General features: G+C 70.5%; 16 protein-coding genes. 11 read left to right on the top strand and 5 right to left on the bottom strand.

From position 1 onward, the window contains the following. Nucleotides 1-151 precede the first annotated feature (151 nt). Complete coding sequence (locus tag ACZ5SK_RS19160) at nt 152-1,150, top strand: sporulation protein (protein ID WP_468576322.1); 999 nt, start codon at nt 152-154, stop codon at nt 1,148-1,150. A 131-nt stretch (nt 1,151-1,281) separates the two neighbouring features. Here ACZ5SK_RS19160 and tatA read toward each other — a convergent pair whose 3' ends face one another. Further along, nucleotides 1,282-1,512, bottom strand: coding sequence for a Sec-independent protein translocase subunit TatA (tatA, locus tag ACZ5SK_RS19165; protein WP_361705523.1), 231 nt, complete (start codon nt 1,510-1,512; stop codon nt 1,282-1,284). Between the two features lie 199 nt (nt 1,513-1,711). After that, nucleotides 1,712-2,089 (bottom strand): ArsR/SmtB family transcription factor, encoded by a 378-nt coding sequence (locus ACZ5SK_RS19170; protein WP_334576253.1) that lies wholly within the window; start codon nt 2,087-2,089, stop codon nt 1,712-1,714. 693 nt (nt 2,090-2,782) lie between these two features. On the opposite strand from ACZ5SK_RS19170, the gene ACZ5SK_RS19175 reads away from it, so the two are divergent. From ACZ5SK_RS19175 to ACZ5SK_RS19195, 5 genes are all read left to right on the top strand, one after another. Further along, nucleotides 2,783-3,796 (top strand): substrate-binding domain-containing protein, encoded by a 1,014-nt coding sequence (locus ACZ5SK_RS19175; protein ID WP_457493714.1) that lies wholly within the window; start codon nt 2,783-2,785, stop codon nt 3,794-3,796. A gap of 82 nt (nt 3,797-3,878) precedes the next feature. Further along, entirely contained in the window at nt 3,879-6,497 is a 2,619-nt protein-coding gene (locus tag ACZ5SK_RS19180) for a sensor histidine kinase (RefSeq protein WP_468576324.1), read from the top strand. A gap of 11 nt (nt 6,498-6,508) precedes the next feature. Beyond that, complete coding sequence (locus ACZ5SK_RS19185) at nt 6,509-6,943, top strand: roadblock/LC7 domain-containing protein (RefSeq protein WP_079664699.1); 435 nt, start codon at nt 6,509-6,511, stop codon at nt 6,941-6,943. A gap of 1 nt (nt 6,944) precedes the next feature. Beyond that, nucleotides 6,945-7,301: a DUF742 domain-containing protein gene (locus ACZ5SK_RS19190; protein ID WP_319677755.1), complete on the top strand. Its 357-nt coding sequence runs from the start codon at nt 6,945-6,947 to the stop codon at nt 7,299-7,301. Beyond that, nucleotides 7,288-7,923, top strand: coding sequence for a GTP-binding protein (locus tag ACZ5SK_RS19195; RefSeq protein ID WP_334576259.1), 636 nt, complete (start codon nt 7,288-7,290; stop codon nt 7,921-7,923). The genes ACZ5SK_RS19190 and ACZ5SK_RS19195 overlap by 14 nt, the downstream gene beginning before the upstream one ends. A gap of 41 nt (nt 7,924-7,964) precedes the next feature. Here the strand turns inward: ACZ5SK_RS19195 and ACZ5SK_RS19200 are convergent, their stop codons facing one another. Beyond that, complete coding sequence (locus ACZ5SK_RS19200; RefSeq protein ID WP_468576325.1) at nt 7,965-8,381, bottom strand: ankyrin repeat domain-containing protein; 417 nt, start codon at nt 8,379-8,381, stop codon at nt 7,965-7,967. 218 nt (nt 8,382-8,599) lie between these two features. Between ACZ5SK_RS19200 and ACZ5SK_RS19205 the strand changes: the two genes are divergently transcribed. After that, nucleotides 8,600-9,970: a glycoside hydrolase family 43 protein gene (locus tag ACZ5SK_RS19205; protein ID WP_468576326.1), complete on the top strand. Its 1,371-nt coding sequence runs from the start codon at nt 8,600-8,602 to the stop codon at nt 9,968-9,970. Between the two features lie 90 nt (nt 9,971-10,060). Here ACZ5SK_RS19205 and ACZ5SK_RS19210 read toward each other — a convergent pair whose 3' ends face one another. Together ACZ5SK_RS19210 and ACZ5SK_RS19215 are read right to left on the bottom strand one after the other, a co-directional pair. Continuing rightward, nucleotides 10,061-12,058 (bottom strand): aromatic amino acid lyase, encoded by a 1,998-nt coding sequence (locus ACZ5SK_RS19210; protein ID WP_468576327.1) that lies wholly within the window; start codon nt 12,056-12,058, stop codon nt 10,061-10,063. Nucleotides 12,059-12,108: 50 nt separating this feature from the next. Continuing rightward, entirely contained in the window at nt 12,109-13,068 is a 960-nt protein-coding gene (locus ACZ5SK_RS19215) for an ABC transporter substrate-binding protein (protein WP_334576264.1), read from the bottom strand. Between the two features lie 405 nt (nt 13,069-13,473). Here ACZ5SK_RS19215 and ACZ5SK_RS19220 point away from each other — a divergent pair, with 405 nt between their 5' ends. The 4 genes from ACZ5SK_RS19220 to ACZ5SK_RS19235 are packed head-to-tail and all read left to right on the top strand — an operon-like array spanning nt 13,474 to nt 18,204. After that, nucleotides 13,474-16,674 (top strand): ATP-binding protein, encoded by a 3,201-nt coding sequence (locus tag ACZ5SK_RS19220; protein WP_468576328.1) that lies wholly within the window; start codon nt 13,474-13,476, stop codon nt 16,672-16,674. Continuing rightward, on the top strand, nt 16,671-17,147 hold the full coding sequence (locus ACZ5SK_RS19225; protein WP_334576266.1) for a roadblock/LC7 domain-containing protein: 477 nt from the start codon (nt 16,671-16,673) through the stop codon (nt 17,145-17,147). The genes ACZ5SK_RS19220 and ACZ5SK_RS19225 overlap by 4 nt, the downstream gene beginning before the upstream one ends. 30 nt (nt 17,148-17,177) lie before the next feature. Continuing rightward, nucleotides 17,178-17,618 carry a DUF742 domain-containing protein gene (locus ACZ5SK_RS19230; RefSeq protein WP_334576268.1) on the top strand — a complete coding sequence of 147 codons (441 nt, stop codon included), beginning with the start codon at nt 17,178-17,180 and terminating at the stop codon, nt 17,616-17,618. Further along, entirely contained in the window at nt 17,605-18,204 is a 600-nt protein-coding gene (locus ACZ5SK_RS19235) for a GTP-binding protein (protein WP_079658883.1), read from the top strand. Before ACZ5SK_RS19230 ends, ACZ5SK_RS19235 begins: the two co-directional genes overlap by 14 nt. The last annotated feature ends 40 nt before the right edge of the window (nt 18,205-18,244 follow it).

Raw genomic sequence — 18,244 nt, forward strand, 5'->3', positions numbered from 1 at the left:
GCCTTTCTTGTCTTTCCCTCGCCTCTCTGTCTCTCTTTCGCGCCCTCCGCCGCTCGTCATCCGAACAGGTGACTTGGGAACTTGTTTGCCGTCGCGGGGAGTTCTGCGGACGATCACTGCAATGAGTTCGAGGTGAAGGAGCGACACCGGCATGGTGTTCAAACGGCTGCTCGGGGCGATCGGCGTAGGCGGCCCCTCGGTGGACACGGTGCTCGACGGCGGGGCGGTGCTGCCCGGCGGGACGCTGTCGGGGCAGGTCCGCCTGCGGGGCGGCGGTGCGGCCGTGGAGATCGAGGAGATCGGCCTGGAGTTGATCGCGCGCGTCGAGGCGGAGCACGAGGAGGGCGAGAGCGAGGGCGCCGTCGTCTTCGAGCGGTATGTCGTCGGCGGCGGCTTTCGGCTCGGCGAGGACGAGGAGCGCAGCGTGCCGTTCACGGTCATGGTGCCCTGGGAGACGCCGGTCACCGAGCTGTACGGACAGCCGCTGGGCGTCGTTCTGGGGGTGCGCACCGAGCTCGCCGTGGCCGGCGCCCGTGACCGGGGCGACCTCGATCCGCTCGCCGTCCGTCCGCTGCCCGTGCAGGAGGCGGTCCTCGAAGCACTCGGGCAGCTGGGGTTCGGCTTCCGCTCCGCCGACCTGGAGTACGGCCGCATCGGTGGCACGGGGCAACGGCTGCCGTTCTACCAGGAGATCGAGCTCACCCCTGCCCCGCGGTACGCGCACGCGGTGACCGAGATCGAGCTGACCTTCCTCGCCACCCCGTCAGACCTGGAGGTCGTACTGGAGGCCGACAAGCGCGGCGGCCCGCTCACCCCCGGCCACGACGCGCTGAGCCGCTTCACGGTGCGCCACGACGACGTACCCGTCCTCGACTGGAACAGCGAGGTCGACGGCTGGATCCGCCGGCTGACCGAACACCGCGAGGCCTACGGCGCTCAGGCATACGTCCACTCCGCGCCGCACACCGACCACCGCACGGAGCAGGCCTCCGGTCCCGGCGTGGGTACGGCGGTCGCCGCGGGCGCGGCCGGCCTGGCCGTTGGGATCGTCGGCGGGATGGTGGCGGCCGAAGTGGTCGACGAGATCGGCGACTTCTTCGAGGAAGAGGACGACGAAGCGGACCCGGACGAGGAGGGCGGCGAGGACTGACGCCGACGGCGAGGACCGGGGCGGACGGCCGCTCCGGTCCTCGCCGCCAGAAACCTGGCGGTCGTCGCCGCCCGAAACCTGCCGTCAGGCTCCACCTGGGGCGTGGGGCAAGGGGCGAGTCGGCGAGAGAGTCAGCGTGCCGTGGCCGCAGGCTCCACCGGGGCGGTCGCGGCCTGCGACGGGTTCGCCGCGGCGTGCTCGGGAGCGCCCTCGTCCTTCATCGCCTTGGCCTCGCTCTTGAGGATCCGCATCGACTTGCCGAGCGCTCGCGCCGTGTCCGGCAGCTTCTTCGAGCCGAACACCACGATGACGACGAGCACCACGATCAGCAGGTGCCAGGGTTCCAGTCCGTTGCGGAGCATGCTCGCGACCTCTCCATCAGCCATAGTTGCTACCTTGCGCAACTTTACAACCCGTGTGCAACGCCAGGGCGTACGGGGCGAGGACGGCGGTGAGCAGGATGGAGAACGCTGCCGGCAGCGGCGTCATGCCGAGCCGAGCGCCGATCGAAGGCGGCCGTAGCAGTCGGCCGGGGACGCGGCGTGCGCGTGGGCCGGGGAGTCAGAGTCCACGGAGGCGGGCGGCCGGGACTCCGGCACCGGACGTGGCCGTCCGGCCCACGTCGGATCCCGCACCCTCGGCGCGGTCGGCGAGGCGGCCCACGGCGAGGCGCACGACGTCGACCACGTCGGGGTCGTCCACGAAGTACACCTGGCGGCGGCCCTCGCGGCGGGAGCGGACGACGCCGGCCAGTTTCAGTTTGGTCAGGTGCTGGCTGATCGCGGGCAGCGCGCCGCCGACCCGCTCGGCGAGCCCGGTCACGTCGCTCTCGCCCTGCGCCAGCGCCCACACGAGGTGCAGCCGGGCCGACGAGGCCAGCAGCCCGAAGGTTTCGGCCGCCCGCACCAGCACGTCGTCGGAAGGGTCCTCGGACGCCACGGCGGTCCACCCCCTCTGCACGGCGCGCTCGAAACGAACCGGACCAGTTTAGGGCGCGGGGACGTCTCGCCCATGGCCGCGGACCGAAGCGTCGTTGCGGCGTAGTCGCACCGATGTGCCCTCACCAAACAAGCAACAAACAGTGGTGATCAAGCCCCCGGCGTCGGCGAACACCGCGCTCGGCGGCCTCGCCCGGGTAGTCGGTCGCCCGTCGGCGACCGTGGTCCGCCGCGCTCCCCGAACGGCGCTTTGGGGGCGTGCTGTTCTTCCGCGTCGGAGCGGAGAAGCAAGGCCTCTCCAGCCGCGGCTGCAAAGACAAGGTTTTCTTCCCTCGGGCCGCCGAGGGTGAAGAATTCGTACATCGCCTTTCACCACGCTGTCGGCAGTGGGAGGTTGATCGCATGGACCGCGATGTACGGGGCGGTGGCGCGCAAACCCTGAGCTCGCCATGGCCGCTCAGGATTGACCAACAGTCAATTCACCTGCGGACATGCTCTTCACAGCCCTGTCGTCCACGTCGTAGATCACAATGCGGCAGCGGCATCTCACCCCATGTGGTTGCTCACTTGACTACCACCGGTCACACACGGTTGGCTCCGAGCCAACGAAAGTCCTCCGCCGGGGCACACCCCCTCGTTCCGGCGCCGCTCGCCCCGTCCTCCTGCTCTGCCGCACAGCGAGGTGCAGCCCCCCATGAACACTCCCCTCCCCGCTCCCCCGTCATCGGGGTCCCCCAGATCCGTGCGCCTCGTCGTCCTGGCCGCGGCCTGCTGTCTTCTCCTGGCCGGCTGTTCCGGCGTCACCTCGTCCGGCTCGGACGCGGACGCGTCGGCCCGCTCGGGCAACCGGATCAAGCTCGCCCTGGTCACCCACGGCGCCAAGGGCGACGACTTCTGGGAACTGGTACGCAAGGGCGCCGAAGCGGCGGCCGCCAAGGACGGCGTCGACCTGACCTACGCCAGCGACTCCGACGGCGCCGGACAGGCCGAGCTGATGCGGGACGCGATCGCTGACCGCGTCGACGGCATCGCGGTGACGCTGGCCAAGCCGCAGGCCATGAAGAGCCCGGTGGCCGCGGCCAAGGCGGCCGGCATACCCGTGGTCGGCCTCAACTCCGGTATCGACGCCTGGCGTTCGGTGGGACTGCTGGAGTACTTCGGCCAGGACGAGCGCGTCGCGGGCCGTGCCGTCGGCGACAAGCTCGACGGCCTCGGCGCGAAACACGCCCTCTGCGTCATCCACGAGCGGGGCAACATCGCCTTGGAGGCGCGCTGCGCGGGCGTGAAGAAAACGTTTACCGGCCAGACGGAGATGCTGTACGTCGACGGAACGGACATGGACGCGGTGACCGCCGCCGTGACGACACGTCTCCAGCAGAACCCCGACATCGACGAAGTCATCGCCAACGGCGCGCAGTTCGCGCTCGCCGCGGTGCAGGCGGCCGAGAAGGCGGACAGCAAGGCCAAGGTCGCCACGTTCGACCTCAACAAGGATCTGGTCTCGGCCGTCCATGACGGCAGTGTGCAGTTCGCGGTGGACCAACAGCCGTATCTCCAGGGATACCTGGCCGTGGACGCGCTCTGGCTCTACAAGACCAACGGCAACGTCAGCGGCGGCGGTGTGGCCCCTGTGCTGACGGGCCCGGCCTTCGTCACCAAGACCAACGTCGCCGACGTCACCCGCTTCGCTTCCGCAGGCACCCGCTGACCTGGCAGTTCTCGCGTTTCCCCGCCGTTTCCTCCGTCTCCTCTTCGTATCCCCCTCCCCCGTTGATCGCCCTAGGACGACTATGTCTCCACGGACAGGTGCCCGGCGCCGCCGTCTCGGCTCCATACGTCTCTCCCTGATTCTTCTGGCGCTGGTGCCCAGCGTCACCCTCGCCGCCATGTGGGGTGTGACGACGACCCAGATGTTCACGGAGGGGCTGCGGCTGCGCGCGCAGACCGAACTGAGCCGGGCGACCGGCGCCATGGGCACCGAGGCGACGCTCTCACTGCAGCGGGAACGCAGTCTGTCGGCCGTGTGGCTGGCCTCGCCGGCCGGTTCCCGGGCCGCGCTGGACGCACAGCGCAGGCAGACGGACGCGGCGGCCGCCAAGCTGACCGCCCGACGGGACGACATCCAGCGGGCGCCCGCTCGTGTCAGGGACCGGTTGTACTCGGTCGTCGCCTCCGTGAGCAGCCTGGAGTACTACCGGGGCCAGGTGGACGATCCCACCGACATCACCGCCGCGCAGGCGCTGGACCAGTACACCTCGATCATCGACGATCAGATCCACGCCTTCCAGGAGCTTTCCCAGGTCGACGACGGCGACCTCACCTCGCAGGCCGGCCCGCTCGTCGCCCTGGAACACGCGGCGGAACTGGTCTCCGAGGAGGATCTGCAGCTCACCCTGGCCGGGCCGAAGAAGCGGATGGACGAGAAGACGTGGGCCGAGTTCGCGCAGCTGGTGAACACCCGGCGCTGGCTCGTGCAGGACCAGATCGTCCCCTCGCTCACCGGCGCCGCGAAGGAGCAGACCGAGAAGATCCTGACGAGCTTCCAGTGGCAGACCCTGCAAGCCGTCGAGGACAAGGTGCTCGCGGCCCGGGCGAAACAGAGCGAGAACGGTGACGTCGCGTTGCCGGACGTGCAGAAGCAGTGGCGTGCCGCACTCATCGACGTCTCCGACCAGTACCAGGCACTCATCCAGCGACAGACCACCACGCTGCTGCAGAACAGTGCGGAGGAATCGCGCGGGCTGCTCATCAAGGCCGCCTCGCTGAGCGCCGGCGGTCTCGTCGCCCTGTTGGTGTGCGTCGGCATGTCCTGGCGGATCACCCGCTCGCTGTCCAGGCGGCTGCGCGGGCTGCGGGAGGCCACGCTGAGCCTGGCGCACGAACGGCTCCCGGACGTGGTGACCCGGCTGGACCGGGGGGAGACCGTCGACGTGGACTCGGCGACCCCGCCGCTGGACTACGGCGACGACGAACTCGGCGAGGTGGCCAAGGCGTTCAACACGGCACAGCGCACCGCCGTGCACACCGCGGTCGAACTCGCCGACACCCGGCGCGGTTTCCAGAAGGTCATCCTCGGCATCGCCCGGCAGAGCCAGAACCTGGTCAACCTCCAGCTCAGCAAGCTCGACGCCCTGGAACGGCGCCACCAGGACCCCGACATCCTGGCCGGTCTGTACGAACTGGACTCCACGGCCAGCCAGTTGCGCCGCTACGAGGAGAACCTCGTCATCATCAGCGGCGGCCGGCCAGGACGCAGCTGGTCGGAGCCGGTGGCGCTGATCGACATCCTGCGCAGCGCCGTCGGGGAGGTGGCCGAGTACCGGCGGGTGGAGGTGCACACCGAGGAGGAGGTGTGCATCGCGCCGCCCGCCGTGGCCGACGTGATCCATCTCCTTGCCGAGCTCATCGACAACGCGACGTCCTACTCGCCGGCGCCCGGTCCGGTGGGGGTACGGGCCGCTCTGGTGGCCAAGGGCCTGGCGATCGAGGTCGAGGACCGCGGCCTCGGCATGTCCGAGGAGGACTACGCCTCGTTCAACGCGCAGTTGGCGGTCCCTCCGCAGTTCGACGTGGTGGCGCTCGCCGACGACCTGCGGCTGGGCATGTTCGTGGTCGCCCGGCTCGCGACCCGGCACGGCATCGCCGTGACCCTGCGCTCCTCGCCGTACGGCGGCACCACCGCCATCGTCCTGGTCCCGCACGACATCGTGGTCCGCGAGCCCCTCGGCTCCGAAACGCCGGTGACAGGCGGTGCGGTGGCCGCCCCGGACCGAGCCACGTCCAGCCGGGAGCGGGAGCCCGGCGCTTCCGGCCCCGAGCGGGACCGGTCGTCCTTCACGGCGCAGGACACCCCGCACCGGACGCCGGACTCGCCGTCCCGGTCCCTGTCCTCGTCGCCGTCCCCGTCCCTGCCCCCGTCGCCGTCGCCGTCGCCGTCGGACGGTGCGGCGCCGGTGGACGATGCGTCGCCGGCGGGCCACTCGCCGCTCCCGAGGCGCAGGACGTCGAACTCGGCAGACCCTTCTCGCGGGGCGGCGCCGGCGACGGTCCGGGGCCCGCAGGAGGCCGCCCGCCCCGCAGGCCTCTCCCCGCTGCCCCGCCGAGTGCCGCAGACCAGCCTCGCCACCGAGCTGCGCGAGGACTCGGCGGCCTCCGCCGCCTCCGTCGAGGAGGACGGTTTCCCGGACGACTTCACCGCGGAGCGAGCCGCCTCTTCCCTCGCCGGTTTCCAGCGCGGCACGCTGCGGGCCCAGGCCGACACGGACACCGACACCGACACCGACACCGACACCGAAGCCGACTCCCCGCTGTCGGGCTTGCAGGAGACGTCCGCCGAGGAGGCCGCCCCCGGACCGCCGGTCGCCGCAGGCGCCGCCCAGACCCCGACACCGCCCACCGACCGCCCATGAAGGACACCGCGATGACACACTCCGTCCCCGCCACGAACACCCAACTCGACCAGCTGCTCACCGGGCTCGTGGACCGGGTCGCCGATGTCAACCAGGCCGTCGTGCTCTCCGAGGACGGGCTGGTGGTCAGCAAGTCCACCGGTTTCCTGCGGGAGGACGCCGAGCGGCTGGCGGCGACCGCGTCCGGTCTGATGAGCCTCAGCAAGGGCGTCAGCATGGACTTCCGCGGCGGCCCGGTGCGTCAGGCGCTCATCGAGATGGCCCACACCTATCTGATCCTCACCTCGGCCGGCCCGGGCGCCCACCTCGTCGTGCTGGCCGGGAAGAACGCGGACGTCGGCGTGGTCGCGTACCAGATGAACATGCTGGTGAAGAAGATCGGCGAGCACCTGAGCGCGGCGCCGCGGGCCCATGTCGGTCCCGCCGTCCGCACCAACGGCGGGTGAGGTGAGCGTAGGCGACGAAGCGGGCCGGCTCGTCAGACCGTTCACCCTCACCGGCGGGCGGACCCGGCCCAGCCGCGCCGACTTCACGCTCATCACGACGGTGACCGCGGTCGACCCGCCACCCGAGCCGGCCGCCCGCCCGCAGCCCGAACACGCCCGGATTCTGCGGCTGTGCGCCCGGCCGGTCGCCGTGGCGGAGCTCGCGGCCCACCTCGACCTGCCGGTCAGCGTGGTCGTCATCATGCTCTGCGACCTGCTGGAGGCGGGCCTGATCACCGCCCGTCCGCCTCGTCCCGTCACCGGTGCCCGGGACTTGGACCTGCTGCAGAAAGTGAGGGACGGCCTTGGCCGGATCTGATCCCACCACGCCCACCACTCTCACCACCCCCGCCGCCGGGTCGGCCGCGGCGCCCGACACGGTGAAGATCCTCATCGCGGGCGGTTTCGGCGTCGGCAAGACCACCATGGTCGGCGCGGTCAGTGAGATCGCGCCGCTGCGCACGGAGGAACCGCTGACCGTCGCGGGGCTGGAGGTCGACGACCTGAAGGGCATCGAGGAGAAACGGTCCACCACCGTGGCCCTCGACTTCGGGCGGATCACCATCGGCGCCGACCTGGTGCTGTACCTCTTCGGTACGCCGGGCCAGCAGCGGTTCTGGTTCATGTGGAACGACCTGGCGATCGGCGCCCTGGGGGCGGTGGTCCTCATCGACGTGCGCAGGCCGGAGTCCAGCTTCGCCGCGATCGACTTCTTCGAGCGCCGGGGCATCCCCTTCGTCGTTGCCGTAAACGGTTTCCACGGGTTGCATCCCTATGCGACGGACGAGATCAGGGATTCCCTGGCGTTGCCGCACCACGTCCCGGTCCTGTTGTGCGACGCGCGGGAACGGGAGTCGTGCCGAGACGTCCTGATCGCCCTGATCGACCGCCTGATCGACGACGCCGACGAGGCCGAACTCCGGCCGAGCCCGACGCACTGATCCAGGTCCGCGGACCGGTGACCGCGCCCCCGGAAACGCTGTCAGCGGGCTCCCGCGGCGCGCAGTACGTCAACGGTCTCCGGGTGGGGTCCGGCGCTCGCCCACTCCAGGGGCGTCAACCCCGTGCCATGGTCCTCGCGGAGGTTGGGATCGGCACCGTGAGCCAGCAGGATGCGGACCGTCTCCGTGTGACCCCAACAGGCCGCCGCACACAAGGGTGTTCCCTCGGCACCGAGTCCAGCGCTCTCGGCGTCGGCCGGCGCACCGGCCTCCAGCAGGCTACGAGCCGTGTCGGCGGCCCCATGAACGCCGGCCGCGTACAACGGCGTCGTTCCGTCGGCGTCCGCCACCGCCGGGTCGGCGCCGGCCCGGAGCAGCCGGTCGACCTGAGCCCTCTGCCCGAACATCGCCGCGGCAACCAGACGCCTCGTCAGTTTCTTCTGCTGTCTCCTGTTCACGGTCGCCGACCCTAGCCAGGCCCGTCGGCGGAGTCGTCGGATTTTCCATCGGCCGCACACAGAAACAAGGCGGGAAACCGCCAATCGTGTCCCAGTGATTGACCTGCTCCTCTCGCACCCCTACCTTCTGACCGACTCACCGAACTTCGTTCGATATATCGAATGAAGGATCGGTGTCAGTCCGCAGCAAAGGGCACCCCGCACCCCCTGGAGCGCACATGACCCCCAACCCGTCCCGCCGCCTCTTCCTCGGCGCGGCCGCCTCCGTCCCTCTGGCCCTCACCGTGGGCGTCCCCGCCGCCCACGCGGCCGACTCGGCGTACGTGATGGGCTACTTCACCGAGGCCAACGACCTCGGGGCCGGCACCGACTACGGCCTCCATCTCGCCGTCAGCACCGACGGGTTGCGCTGGATGCCGCTGAACCAGAACAACCCCGTGGTCACACCCACCGAGGGTGCCGGCGGGCTGCGCGACCCGTTCATCCTGCGCAAGCAGGACGGCACTTTCGTGGTGCTCGCCACCGACCTCAAGGGCACCGACTGGAATTACGTCAGCCAGTACGTCCACGTGTGGAACTCGACCGACCTGCGCACCTTCACCGGCTACCACCGGCTGAAGCTGCACGACATGAACACCCACAGCTGGGCGCCGGAGGCGTTCTGGGACGCGAGCCGGGGGCAGTACGCGCTCATCTACTCCGCGGTCAACTCCAGCGGCCACAACGTGATCATGGTGAACTACACGACCGACTTCGTCACGGCCTCAGCCCCACAGGTTTTCTTCGACCCCGGCTACGACGTGATCGACGGTGACATGGCCGTCGGCGTGAACGGCGTGAACTACCTCTACTTCAAGAGGGACCAGACGCTCGTGGGCGCGCGGTCCACCTCCCTCGATCCGGGGAGCTTCACGCCCTTCAACACGGGGGTCGCACACGGCGGAACCGAGGCGCCCACCCTGGTCAAGTCCCTCACGTCCAACACCTGGTGGCTCTGGGGCGACACGTACACCCCCAACGGCGTCTTCTACGCCTGGCAGTCCACCGACCTTGCGGCGGGCACCTGGACCGCACTGGACCAGAGAACGTACACGCAGCCGCTCAACTCCAAGCACTGCGGCATCACGACGATCACCAGCACCCAGTACAACAACCTGGTCGCCAAGTGGGGCGCGCCCACGTGGAACCGGCTCAAGTCCTACAACTTCCCGGACCGTTACGTCCGCCACTCCAACTACGTCGGCCGCATCGACACATACCCGTTCGTCCCCTACACCGACTCGCTGTGGAAGCTCGTTCCCGGCCTGGCCGACAGCTCCGGGGTCTCCTTCCAGTCGGTGAACTACCCGACCCGCTACCTGCGGCACTACAACTACCAGCTCCAGCTCGACGTCAACGACGGCACGTCGACGTTCGCCGGGGACGCGACGTTCTACCGTACGGCCGGCCTGGCGGACGCCGGGTGGTCGTCGTTCCGCTCGTACAACAACCCGACCCGCTACATCCGGCACTCGAACTACGTGCTGCGCATCGACCCGATCTCGACGACCACGGAGAAGCAGGACGCGACGTTCTACGTGGGCTACTGAGTTCCAGGTGAGCCGGGAGCCGAGCCGGAGCCGTCGCGGGAGGCGGTCCCGGCTCACGCTCACGCTCCCGCTCCCCGCTCCCGCTCCCGCTCACAACTCGGCGAGAACCGGCAGCAGTTGGGCCGCTGACGTCACATCGTCCGTCAGTGGACGGTCCTCCGTGCCGGCGGGCAGGGCGGCCGCAGCCACTGCGAAGACTTCCGTCGGCGACGGCATCGAGTGCGGGTGGGGGTGCGGGTGCATTCTCAACGCCCGTACGGCGGCGACGAGTTCGCACGCCAGGACGGTGGTGTAGGCGTCCGTGGCACGCAGGGTCTGACGGGCGGCCTGTCCGGCGAAGCTCGCGGCCTCCTCCAGGCCCCGCGAGAGGACTGCGTGGCCGGCCGAGGCCGGGGTCGTGCAGGAACGCAGTTCCGCCAGCGCGGAGTTGGCGGTGTATTCCAGGATCATCGTGCCCGAACTGCTCGCGGGTCCCGCCCCGAGGAACGCGGGCAGGCCGGTGAGCCCGGGGTCGCCGAGCGCGGCCAGCCGGGCGGCGGAGAGCTGCGCGGTCTGCAACAGCGCGAGGTCGGCGGCGTCCAGGGCGAGCCCCAAGGGCGCGGCGAAGAAGCCGCCGTGGTGGTAGGCGGCGTTGCTCTCGGCATCCATGAGGGGGTTCTCCGAGGGGCAGTTGACCTCCACCTCCAGAATCTCGCGCAGCCGCTCACAGGCGTCCAGGGCACAGCCGTGCGCCTGGGGGAAGGCGCGGAACCCGAACGGGTCCTGGACACGGCCGCCCGAGTGGCGCGTCGGCCGGTCGGGCAGTCCGAGCAGCCGCCGCACCTCACCGGCCGCGCGGGCGGCACCGGCATAGGGCCGTAGGGCGTGCACGGGGGCGGCGTACGCCTCCGGCGATCCGGACACCGCGGCCAGGGACAGTGCGGCGACGGCATGCGTGGCCCGCAACAACGTGTCCAACGCGCCCTGGGCGAGCGCGGCCTGCCCCAGGGCGAGGGCATTGCTGCTGAGCAGCGCCAGGGCATCACCGGGCTGGAGCGTGACGGGCGCGGGGAGTCCGGTGGAGGTGGGGGTGGGAGCGGACGCAGGGCCAGGAGTGGCATCGAGGGCCAGGGCGGGCGCGGGAGTCGGAGCGGAGCCGGAAAGAGAGGTAGCGACGACAACCGGAACGGACCCGGGAGCAAGGGCAGGGGAAGGGAGGGGCCCGCGGACGGAAACAGAAGCTGAGACTGGAATCGGACCGGCAACGGAAACAGGAACAGCGACAGGAGCCGACCCCGGGACCGAAACAGGAACAGCGACAGCAACGGGCCCCGAGTCAGAAGCAGAAGCAGAAGCAGAAGCAGAGACAGAGACAGAAGCGGGCGCGGGGGCGAGACCGGGGGCGGAAACAGGAACGGGAACCGGTACCGGAACTGAAGCCGGAACCGGATCAGAGGCCGGACCGGGCGCGGGAGTGGGGGCGGTCGGAGCGCCGGGCCCTGGCAGGAGCCGCGCGGACGCCTCCGGCTCGGGATCCCTCGCCCGGCTGCCGGGGGCCTCGCCCTGCGGCTCAGGATCCCCCGTCGAACCGCCCGGCACCTCACCCGCCCACGGCCGTTCGCCGATGAGTGTGAGGCCGGTCTGGGCCAGGGCCGTCAGGTCGCCGGTGCCGACACCGCCGTACTCGTTGACGGCAGGGTGGACGCCGAGCCGTAGAGCGTCGGTGAGGGCGTCGATGAAGTCCGGTTGGATGCCGGAGCCGCCGGCGAGGAGCTGGTTGGCGCGTACCGCGAGCATCGCACGGACCTGGCGGGCCGGGAGCAGGGCGCCCGCTCCTCCGGCATGACTGCGCAACAGACGCAGGCCGTGCGCGGCCTCGTCGTCTTCGTCGACCGGCACCGAGCGTTGGGCGCCGACGCCGGTGCCGCGGCCGTACAGCCGGCCGGTGGCGGCGAGCCGTCGCGCGGTCCGCCAGGAGCGCACGGCCCGTTCGCGCGCCTCGGGGGCCACCGTGGGCACCGCCTCCCCGTCGGCGAGCGCGATCAGCTCGCCGACGGTGAGGCTGGTTCCGTTCAGGACGACCCGGGCGCCGTTTGCTGTTGTGTCCAACGATTCAATCGTTCAACGATGCAATGGTTCAACGGGATGGCGAGGAAACGTCAGCCCAGGCCGGCCGACTTCAGCCAGGCCTTGGCGACGTCCAGCGGGTCCTTGCTCTCCAGCTGCACCTGGTAGTCCAGGTCGAGCAGGGTCTTGGTGTCGAGCTTGGCGGAGACGGCGTTGAGCGCGTCGACGCCCTCCTGGGAGAGTCCGCTCTTGTAGACCAGCGGCGTCACGTTCGCGAATCCGAAGAGGTTCTTCGGGTCCTGGAGGACGACGAACTTCTCCTTGGTGATGGTCGGGTCCGTGGTGAAGATGTCCGCGGCCTGCACGGTGTTCTTCTTCAGCGCGGCCTGGGTCAGCGGGCCGCCCGCGTCGAGGGCCTTGAAGGACTTGAACTTCAGCCCGTACACCGACTCCAGACCGAGCATGCCCTGCTGACGGGTCTGGAACTCGGGCGAACCGCCGAGGACCAGGTCGGGCGCGACGTCCTTGAGGTCGGCGAGGGTGGACGCCGCGGTGAGGTTGTGCTTCTTCGCGGTCTCCGCGTTGACCGTGACGGAGTCCTTGTCCTCGGCCGGCGACGACTCCAGCAGCGTCAGCTTGGAGTCGAGCTTGGCCTTCGCCGCGGCGTTCACGGTCGCGAGCGAGGTCTGCGGGGCCTTGGCGTCCAGGTAGGCCAGCAGGGAGCCGTTGTACTCCGGCAGGACGGTGATGGAACCGTTCTTGAGCAGGCCGTACGTGGTCTCACGGCTGCCGATGTTGGGCTTGTAGGACACCTTGATGCCCTTGGCCTTCAGGGCCTCGCCGTAGATGTCGGCGATCAGGATGCTCTCGGCGAAGTTGTTGGATCCGACGACCACGGTGTCGCCGGCCGCCTTGTCGCCTGCGAGCGGGTTGTCGGAGGTGTCGTCGGAGGAGGAGCATCCCGCCAGCAGGGCCGTCATGGCGGCGAGGGCGACGGCCGCCGCACCGGGGTGGTTCCTGAGGGACCTGCTGCTGTGGGCGTTGGAAGTCACGGTTCCCGTTCCGAACTGGGGGGTTGATGAAAACTCAAACACTCTGGCCTGATCCAATCCACCGGCTTCTTGATCAGTCAAGAGCAGCCGGGTTACCGATTGGCTTCGATCCGTGATCAATTGCGTACGGATCGGGAGTCCTGTGTACCCCTTCCGAGACCCCGGAAAGGCTTTTGTACACGGCTTCGTAATGGATTCTTGACGTAGAGCCACGCGCTCGACCGTTCGAAGAGGCGGTAGTGTCGCCGAAGTTGGCGTCCGCCACAGCAGTCGGCGTCGGCCACAGCGGTGTGCGGGGGCCGCTTCCGTATCGTTCACATTCGGACACGGACACTGCGTGCAGCATGACGGCACGCATGCAGCACCCCCCTTGCACGCCTGCAACACCCCCTTGAAGGAGGCCCGGTGTCCACGAAAGAGGTGGACGCGCCCGCCCGGTCGGCATCGTCGTCGTCCGTGCGCCGGGGACTGCGGGGTTTCGCCGACCGGTGGCCCTTCCAGCGCAAGTTGAACGTACTCGTCGGTATCCCGCTGACGGTGATCGCCCTGCTGCTGACGTACCTCATCGTCGACCTGGTGCAGGAGTCCAACCGCGCGCAGGACGCCGCCCATCTGGTGCGCGACAGCACCCAGGTCGCCCAGCTCGTCGCCGACCTGCAGAACGAGCACCAGCAGGCGATCCTGCTCTCCGTACGGCACGAGGCGTCCTTCGACGGCGGCACGCCCTCCACGGACGGCTACCGGAAGGCGCAGCTCGCCGTGGACGCGCAGGTGCAGAAGGTGGTCGACGCCTTCGGCGACCGGCTGCCGGACACCGAGGTGCAGGCGCTGCGGGAGGTCCAGGGCCTGAGCGGCCTGCGGGCCACCATCGAGCAGGGCTATCTGCCCGCCGACAACATCGACCCCGCGTACTCGGGTGCGGCCGACGGCCTCATCGACGGCCTGGGCCTGGACCGCAACTCCGCCCTCGCGACCACGTTCACCGGCAACCTTCTCGACTCGCTGCTGCGCGCCGACGCCGCGCACGGCGCCTACGAGACCGGCGTGTTCTCCGCGCGGACCGGCGACAGCAACGCGCTCATCGAGTTCACGGGAGCGGTCGGCTCCTACCAGCTGTTCACCTACCAGGCCGACCGGTTCGACCGGTTCGCCACCCAGGCGCAGTCCGACGAGTTCGGCGGCATCGAGCACAACGCCTCGCAGGCCTCGATCAGCCAGCACTACGCCGAACTGGCGGTGGACCCCAGCGCGTTGCAGGCCGAGTCGCAGGGCGAGATCCGGGCGGCGTTCCAAGCGGCCATCGCGTCCTACCCCGACTACAGTGCGCAGGCCAAGACCCGGCTGAAGATCACCTCGTCGCTCATCGACCAGATCGCCGACCGGGCCGACGACACCTCCTCCAACGCCCAGTGGCGCGCGGGTCTGCTGCTGAGCCTGGCGCTGATCTGCTTCGCCCTGTGGATCGCCTTCTCGATCCTGGTCCGCCGCTCCGTGGTCCGTCCGGTGCTGGCGCTGACGGGGGCCGCCCAGGAGGTCGCCGACGTCGCGGGCCGCGAGCTCGCCCGGGTCGCCGACGACGACGCCGAGGAAACCGGTTCCCCCCGATTGCGGGAGCTGCCGGTCACCGCGGACGACGAGATCGGTGAACTCGCCGAGGCCTTCAACAACGTGCAGACCACCGCGGCCGCGCTGCTGGAGCGCCAGGTGCTCAGCCGGCGCAACGTCGCCGAGATGTTCGGCAACGTCGGCCGGCGCGTCAGTAACCTGACGACTCGCCAGCTTGCGTTGATCGATGCGGTGGAGCGCGGTGAGACCGACCCCGCGCTGCTGGCCCGCCTCTACTCCATCGACCACATCGCCGTCCGTCTGCGCCGCAACGCCGACAGCCTGATGCTGCTGGCCGGCATCCGCGAGACCGTCCTGGACGCCGGTCCGACCGAGCTCACCAACGTCGTACGTGCCGCGCTGGGCCAGATCGAGGGCTTCCAGCGGGTACGGCTGCGGGCCGCGACCGAGGCCATGGTGGAGCCCGACATCATCGGCGACCTGACGCTGATGATCGCCGAACTCCTGGAGAACGCCGTGGCGTTCTCCCCCGAGGGCAGTCCCGTCGAGGTGGTGGTCGGCTCCCACGACGACGGCGCGTCGATCACCGTCGCCGACCACGGCCTGGGCATGAGCGCCGAGCGTCTCGCCGAGGAGAACGCCCGCCTGGTACGCCGCGAACGCCTCGACCTCGTCCCGACGAAGGTGCTCGGCCTGTTCGTGGTCGGCGCACTGGCACGCCGCTGGGACGTCGACGTCACGCTGTCCCGCACTCCCGGCGGCGGTGTGACGGCCGAGGTGTTGATCCCGGCGACCCTCCTCCTGACGATGAGCGAATTGGGTTCAGTGGGGCGGCCCGGCCCCGCGGAAGCGCCTGTTTCCCAGGCCCCCGCCGCACTCGCCACTCCGTCGGCCCCCGCGGCCGGCCCCTCCCCGTCCTCCTCGGTCCCGTCCTGGGCCACCGATGAGGACGACCCGATCACGCTCCCCCGCCGGGTGCCGCGCCGCGACCCGGCACCCGCCGAGCACGAGCCGGAAACCCCGGCAGCCGCTACCGAAACCCCGGACACCGCGACGGCCGGCACCCGGACCGCGTCCCAGGAGACAGCCGGGGTCGGAGCCGCGACGCACGAGACGGTCGGAACCGTGGCCGGTGCTTCGACGTCTGCGTCCGTGGCCGGTGCTTCGACGTCTGCGTCCGTGGCCGCTGCTTCGACGTCTGCGTCCACGGCCGGTGCCTCTCATCGAACGGCCGGGCCCGGTGCCTTTGACCGTACGGCTGACCTCGGTGCCTACGATCCGGTGGCCGAGGCCGACGTCCCCGGCCATGCGGTGGGGCCCGCTGTCGGCCGTACGGCTGAGCACGGTGTCCCCGGCCGTCCGGCCGGGTCCGGCACATCCGCGGCCCGCGCCCACACACCCGAACCCGAGGACTCGGCCGACCCTGCGCCGCCCATCCACCCCACTGAGCCCGGGTTCCACACCCACCGGACCGGCACGGGAATCCCGGCGCCCCGCGAGGCGGAGCCGACGTTCCGCCCCCGGGCGCAAGCGGAAGGGGCGACCGAGCCCCCCGCCCGCACGGCCGACGCCCAGCCTTCCGGCACCGGGAGCAACGGACCCGCCGTCGGTGCCGACGGCTCCCGTCCCCTGCGGCGACGGGTGCGCGGCGCCACGCTGCGGACGACCGTCGACGCCGCCGCCCAGCAGGCCGCGCGGCGAGCCGCCCGCCCGGCCGACGCGGACGCCGTGCGCGACGCACTGGAGGAGTTCGAGGCGGCCGTGGCCCGCGCGCACCGCGACACCGGTGGGGACACGGGTGAACACCCGCGCCCCGTCGAAAGCCACCCGGACACCCGTACCGGCACCACCCCCACCGAAGACCCGATCGCTCGCCGGAACGACCGCCGGCACGACCACCGTCCCGACGTCTCGCCCGAGCGGACCGACCGGACAGAGCCGTCCGACGCGCCCGACCGGACCGAACCGATCACTGACCCGATCGGCGTCCGGGACACCACGCACCACCAGAACCACCTTCCGGAAGGAGCCGAGCAGTGAGCACGTCGACAGGTGAGACTCCCACCGGAGACGCCAAGCCGACCGATCTGCGGGCCGCCGCAGCCGACTTCACCTGGCTGCTCAACCGTTTCGCCACCGAGACCGCGGGAGTCGTGGACGCCATCGCGGTGTCCTCCGACGGGCTGCTGATCGCCGTGTCGGAGCTGCGCGAGCACGCCGACTCCGAACGGCTGGCGGCGATCGTCTCGGGCATCACCAGCCTGGCCGCGGGCGCCTCCGGCAACTACGGTCTGGGCGGCCTGAACAAGGTCATCATCGATCTGGAGGGCGGCCATGTCCTGGTCTCCGCGATCGGCAGCGGCGCCGTCCTCGGCGTGGTCACCGACAAAGAGGCCAAGCTGGGCAACATCGCCTACGAGATGACGGTGTTCGCCAACCGCGCCGGCACCGCGCTCAGTCCGCAGCTCGTCCTGGAACTGAAGAACAGCGTCGGCGCCCCGCGTACGCGCTGACGCGTGCCACCGTAGAGAAAGCGAACACCGATGGCGGACGGCCGCACACCGCGCGGGGCCGGCGAGGACGGCGTCGCGCCCGTCGGCCCCGCGCCCGCCGTCCGGCCCTTCCTGGTCACCGCCGGCCGGGTGGCGGGCGCGGGCGAGGCGGCGTCCAGCCGGACGATGCCCGTGGAGACCCAGCTGGTGGCCACCACCGGCGGGCTCGACACGCTCGACCGGCTCTCCTTCGAACAGCACGACATCGTCGCCGCCTGCCGGGTTCCGCAGTCCATCGCGGAAATCGCGGCCCGGCTGCGGCTGCACCTGAACGTGGTGCGGGTCCTCGCCGAGGACCTGCGGGCGGCGGGGCAGCTGTCGGTGCACGTGCCCGACTCCGGCGTCACCCACGACGCATCCGTTCTGCGCAGGGTTATCGATGGCCTTCGGGCCATCCCAGACTCCCGGGGGGTACTCCGTGACACCGACTGAACCGCTGGTCCGCACCTCGGCCGGCCGGGATGCCGTACGGCCCCCGCTGCCGGTGAAACTGGTGATCGCGGGCGGCTTCGGCGTGGGCAAGACCACCGCCGTCGGCTCGATCTCCGAGATCGAGCCGCTGACCACCGAGGCGGCCATCACCGAGGTCGCGGCGGGCGTGGACGACCTCAGCCACACCCCGCGCAAGACCACCACCACGGTCGCGATGGACTTCGGCTGCATCACCATCGACCCGACCCTGAAGCTGTACCTGTTCGGCACGCCCGGACAGGAACGGTTCGGCTTCATGTGGGACGACATCGTGGAGGGCGCGGTCGGCGGGCTGGTCATCGTCGACACCCGCCGTCTCGACGACTGCTACGCCGCCGTCGACTACTTCGAACACAAGCAGATCCCCTTCGCCGTTGCGGTAAACGCTTTCGACGGTCACGTCGCGCACACGCTGGAGGAGGTCCGCTGGGCCCTCGACGTGTCGGACGGCGTTCCGCTGCTGGTCTTCGACGCGCGCGAGCGGGGCTCGGTGCGCGACGCCCTCCTCGTCGTACTGGAACAGGCGCTGGCCCGTTCGGAAGGCTGACGGGGCCGGCGAAAAACTCCGGTGCGCGGGAATGGCCTTG

Source organism: Streptomyces sp. NPDC031474 (assembly GCF_055581185.1).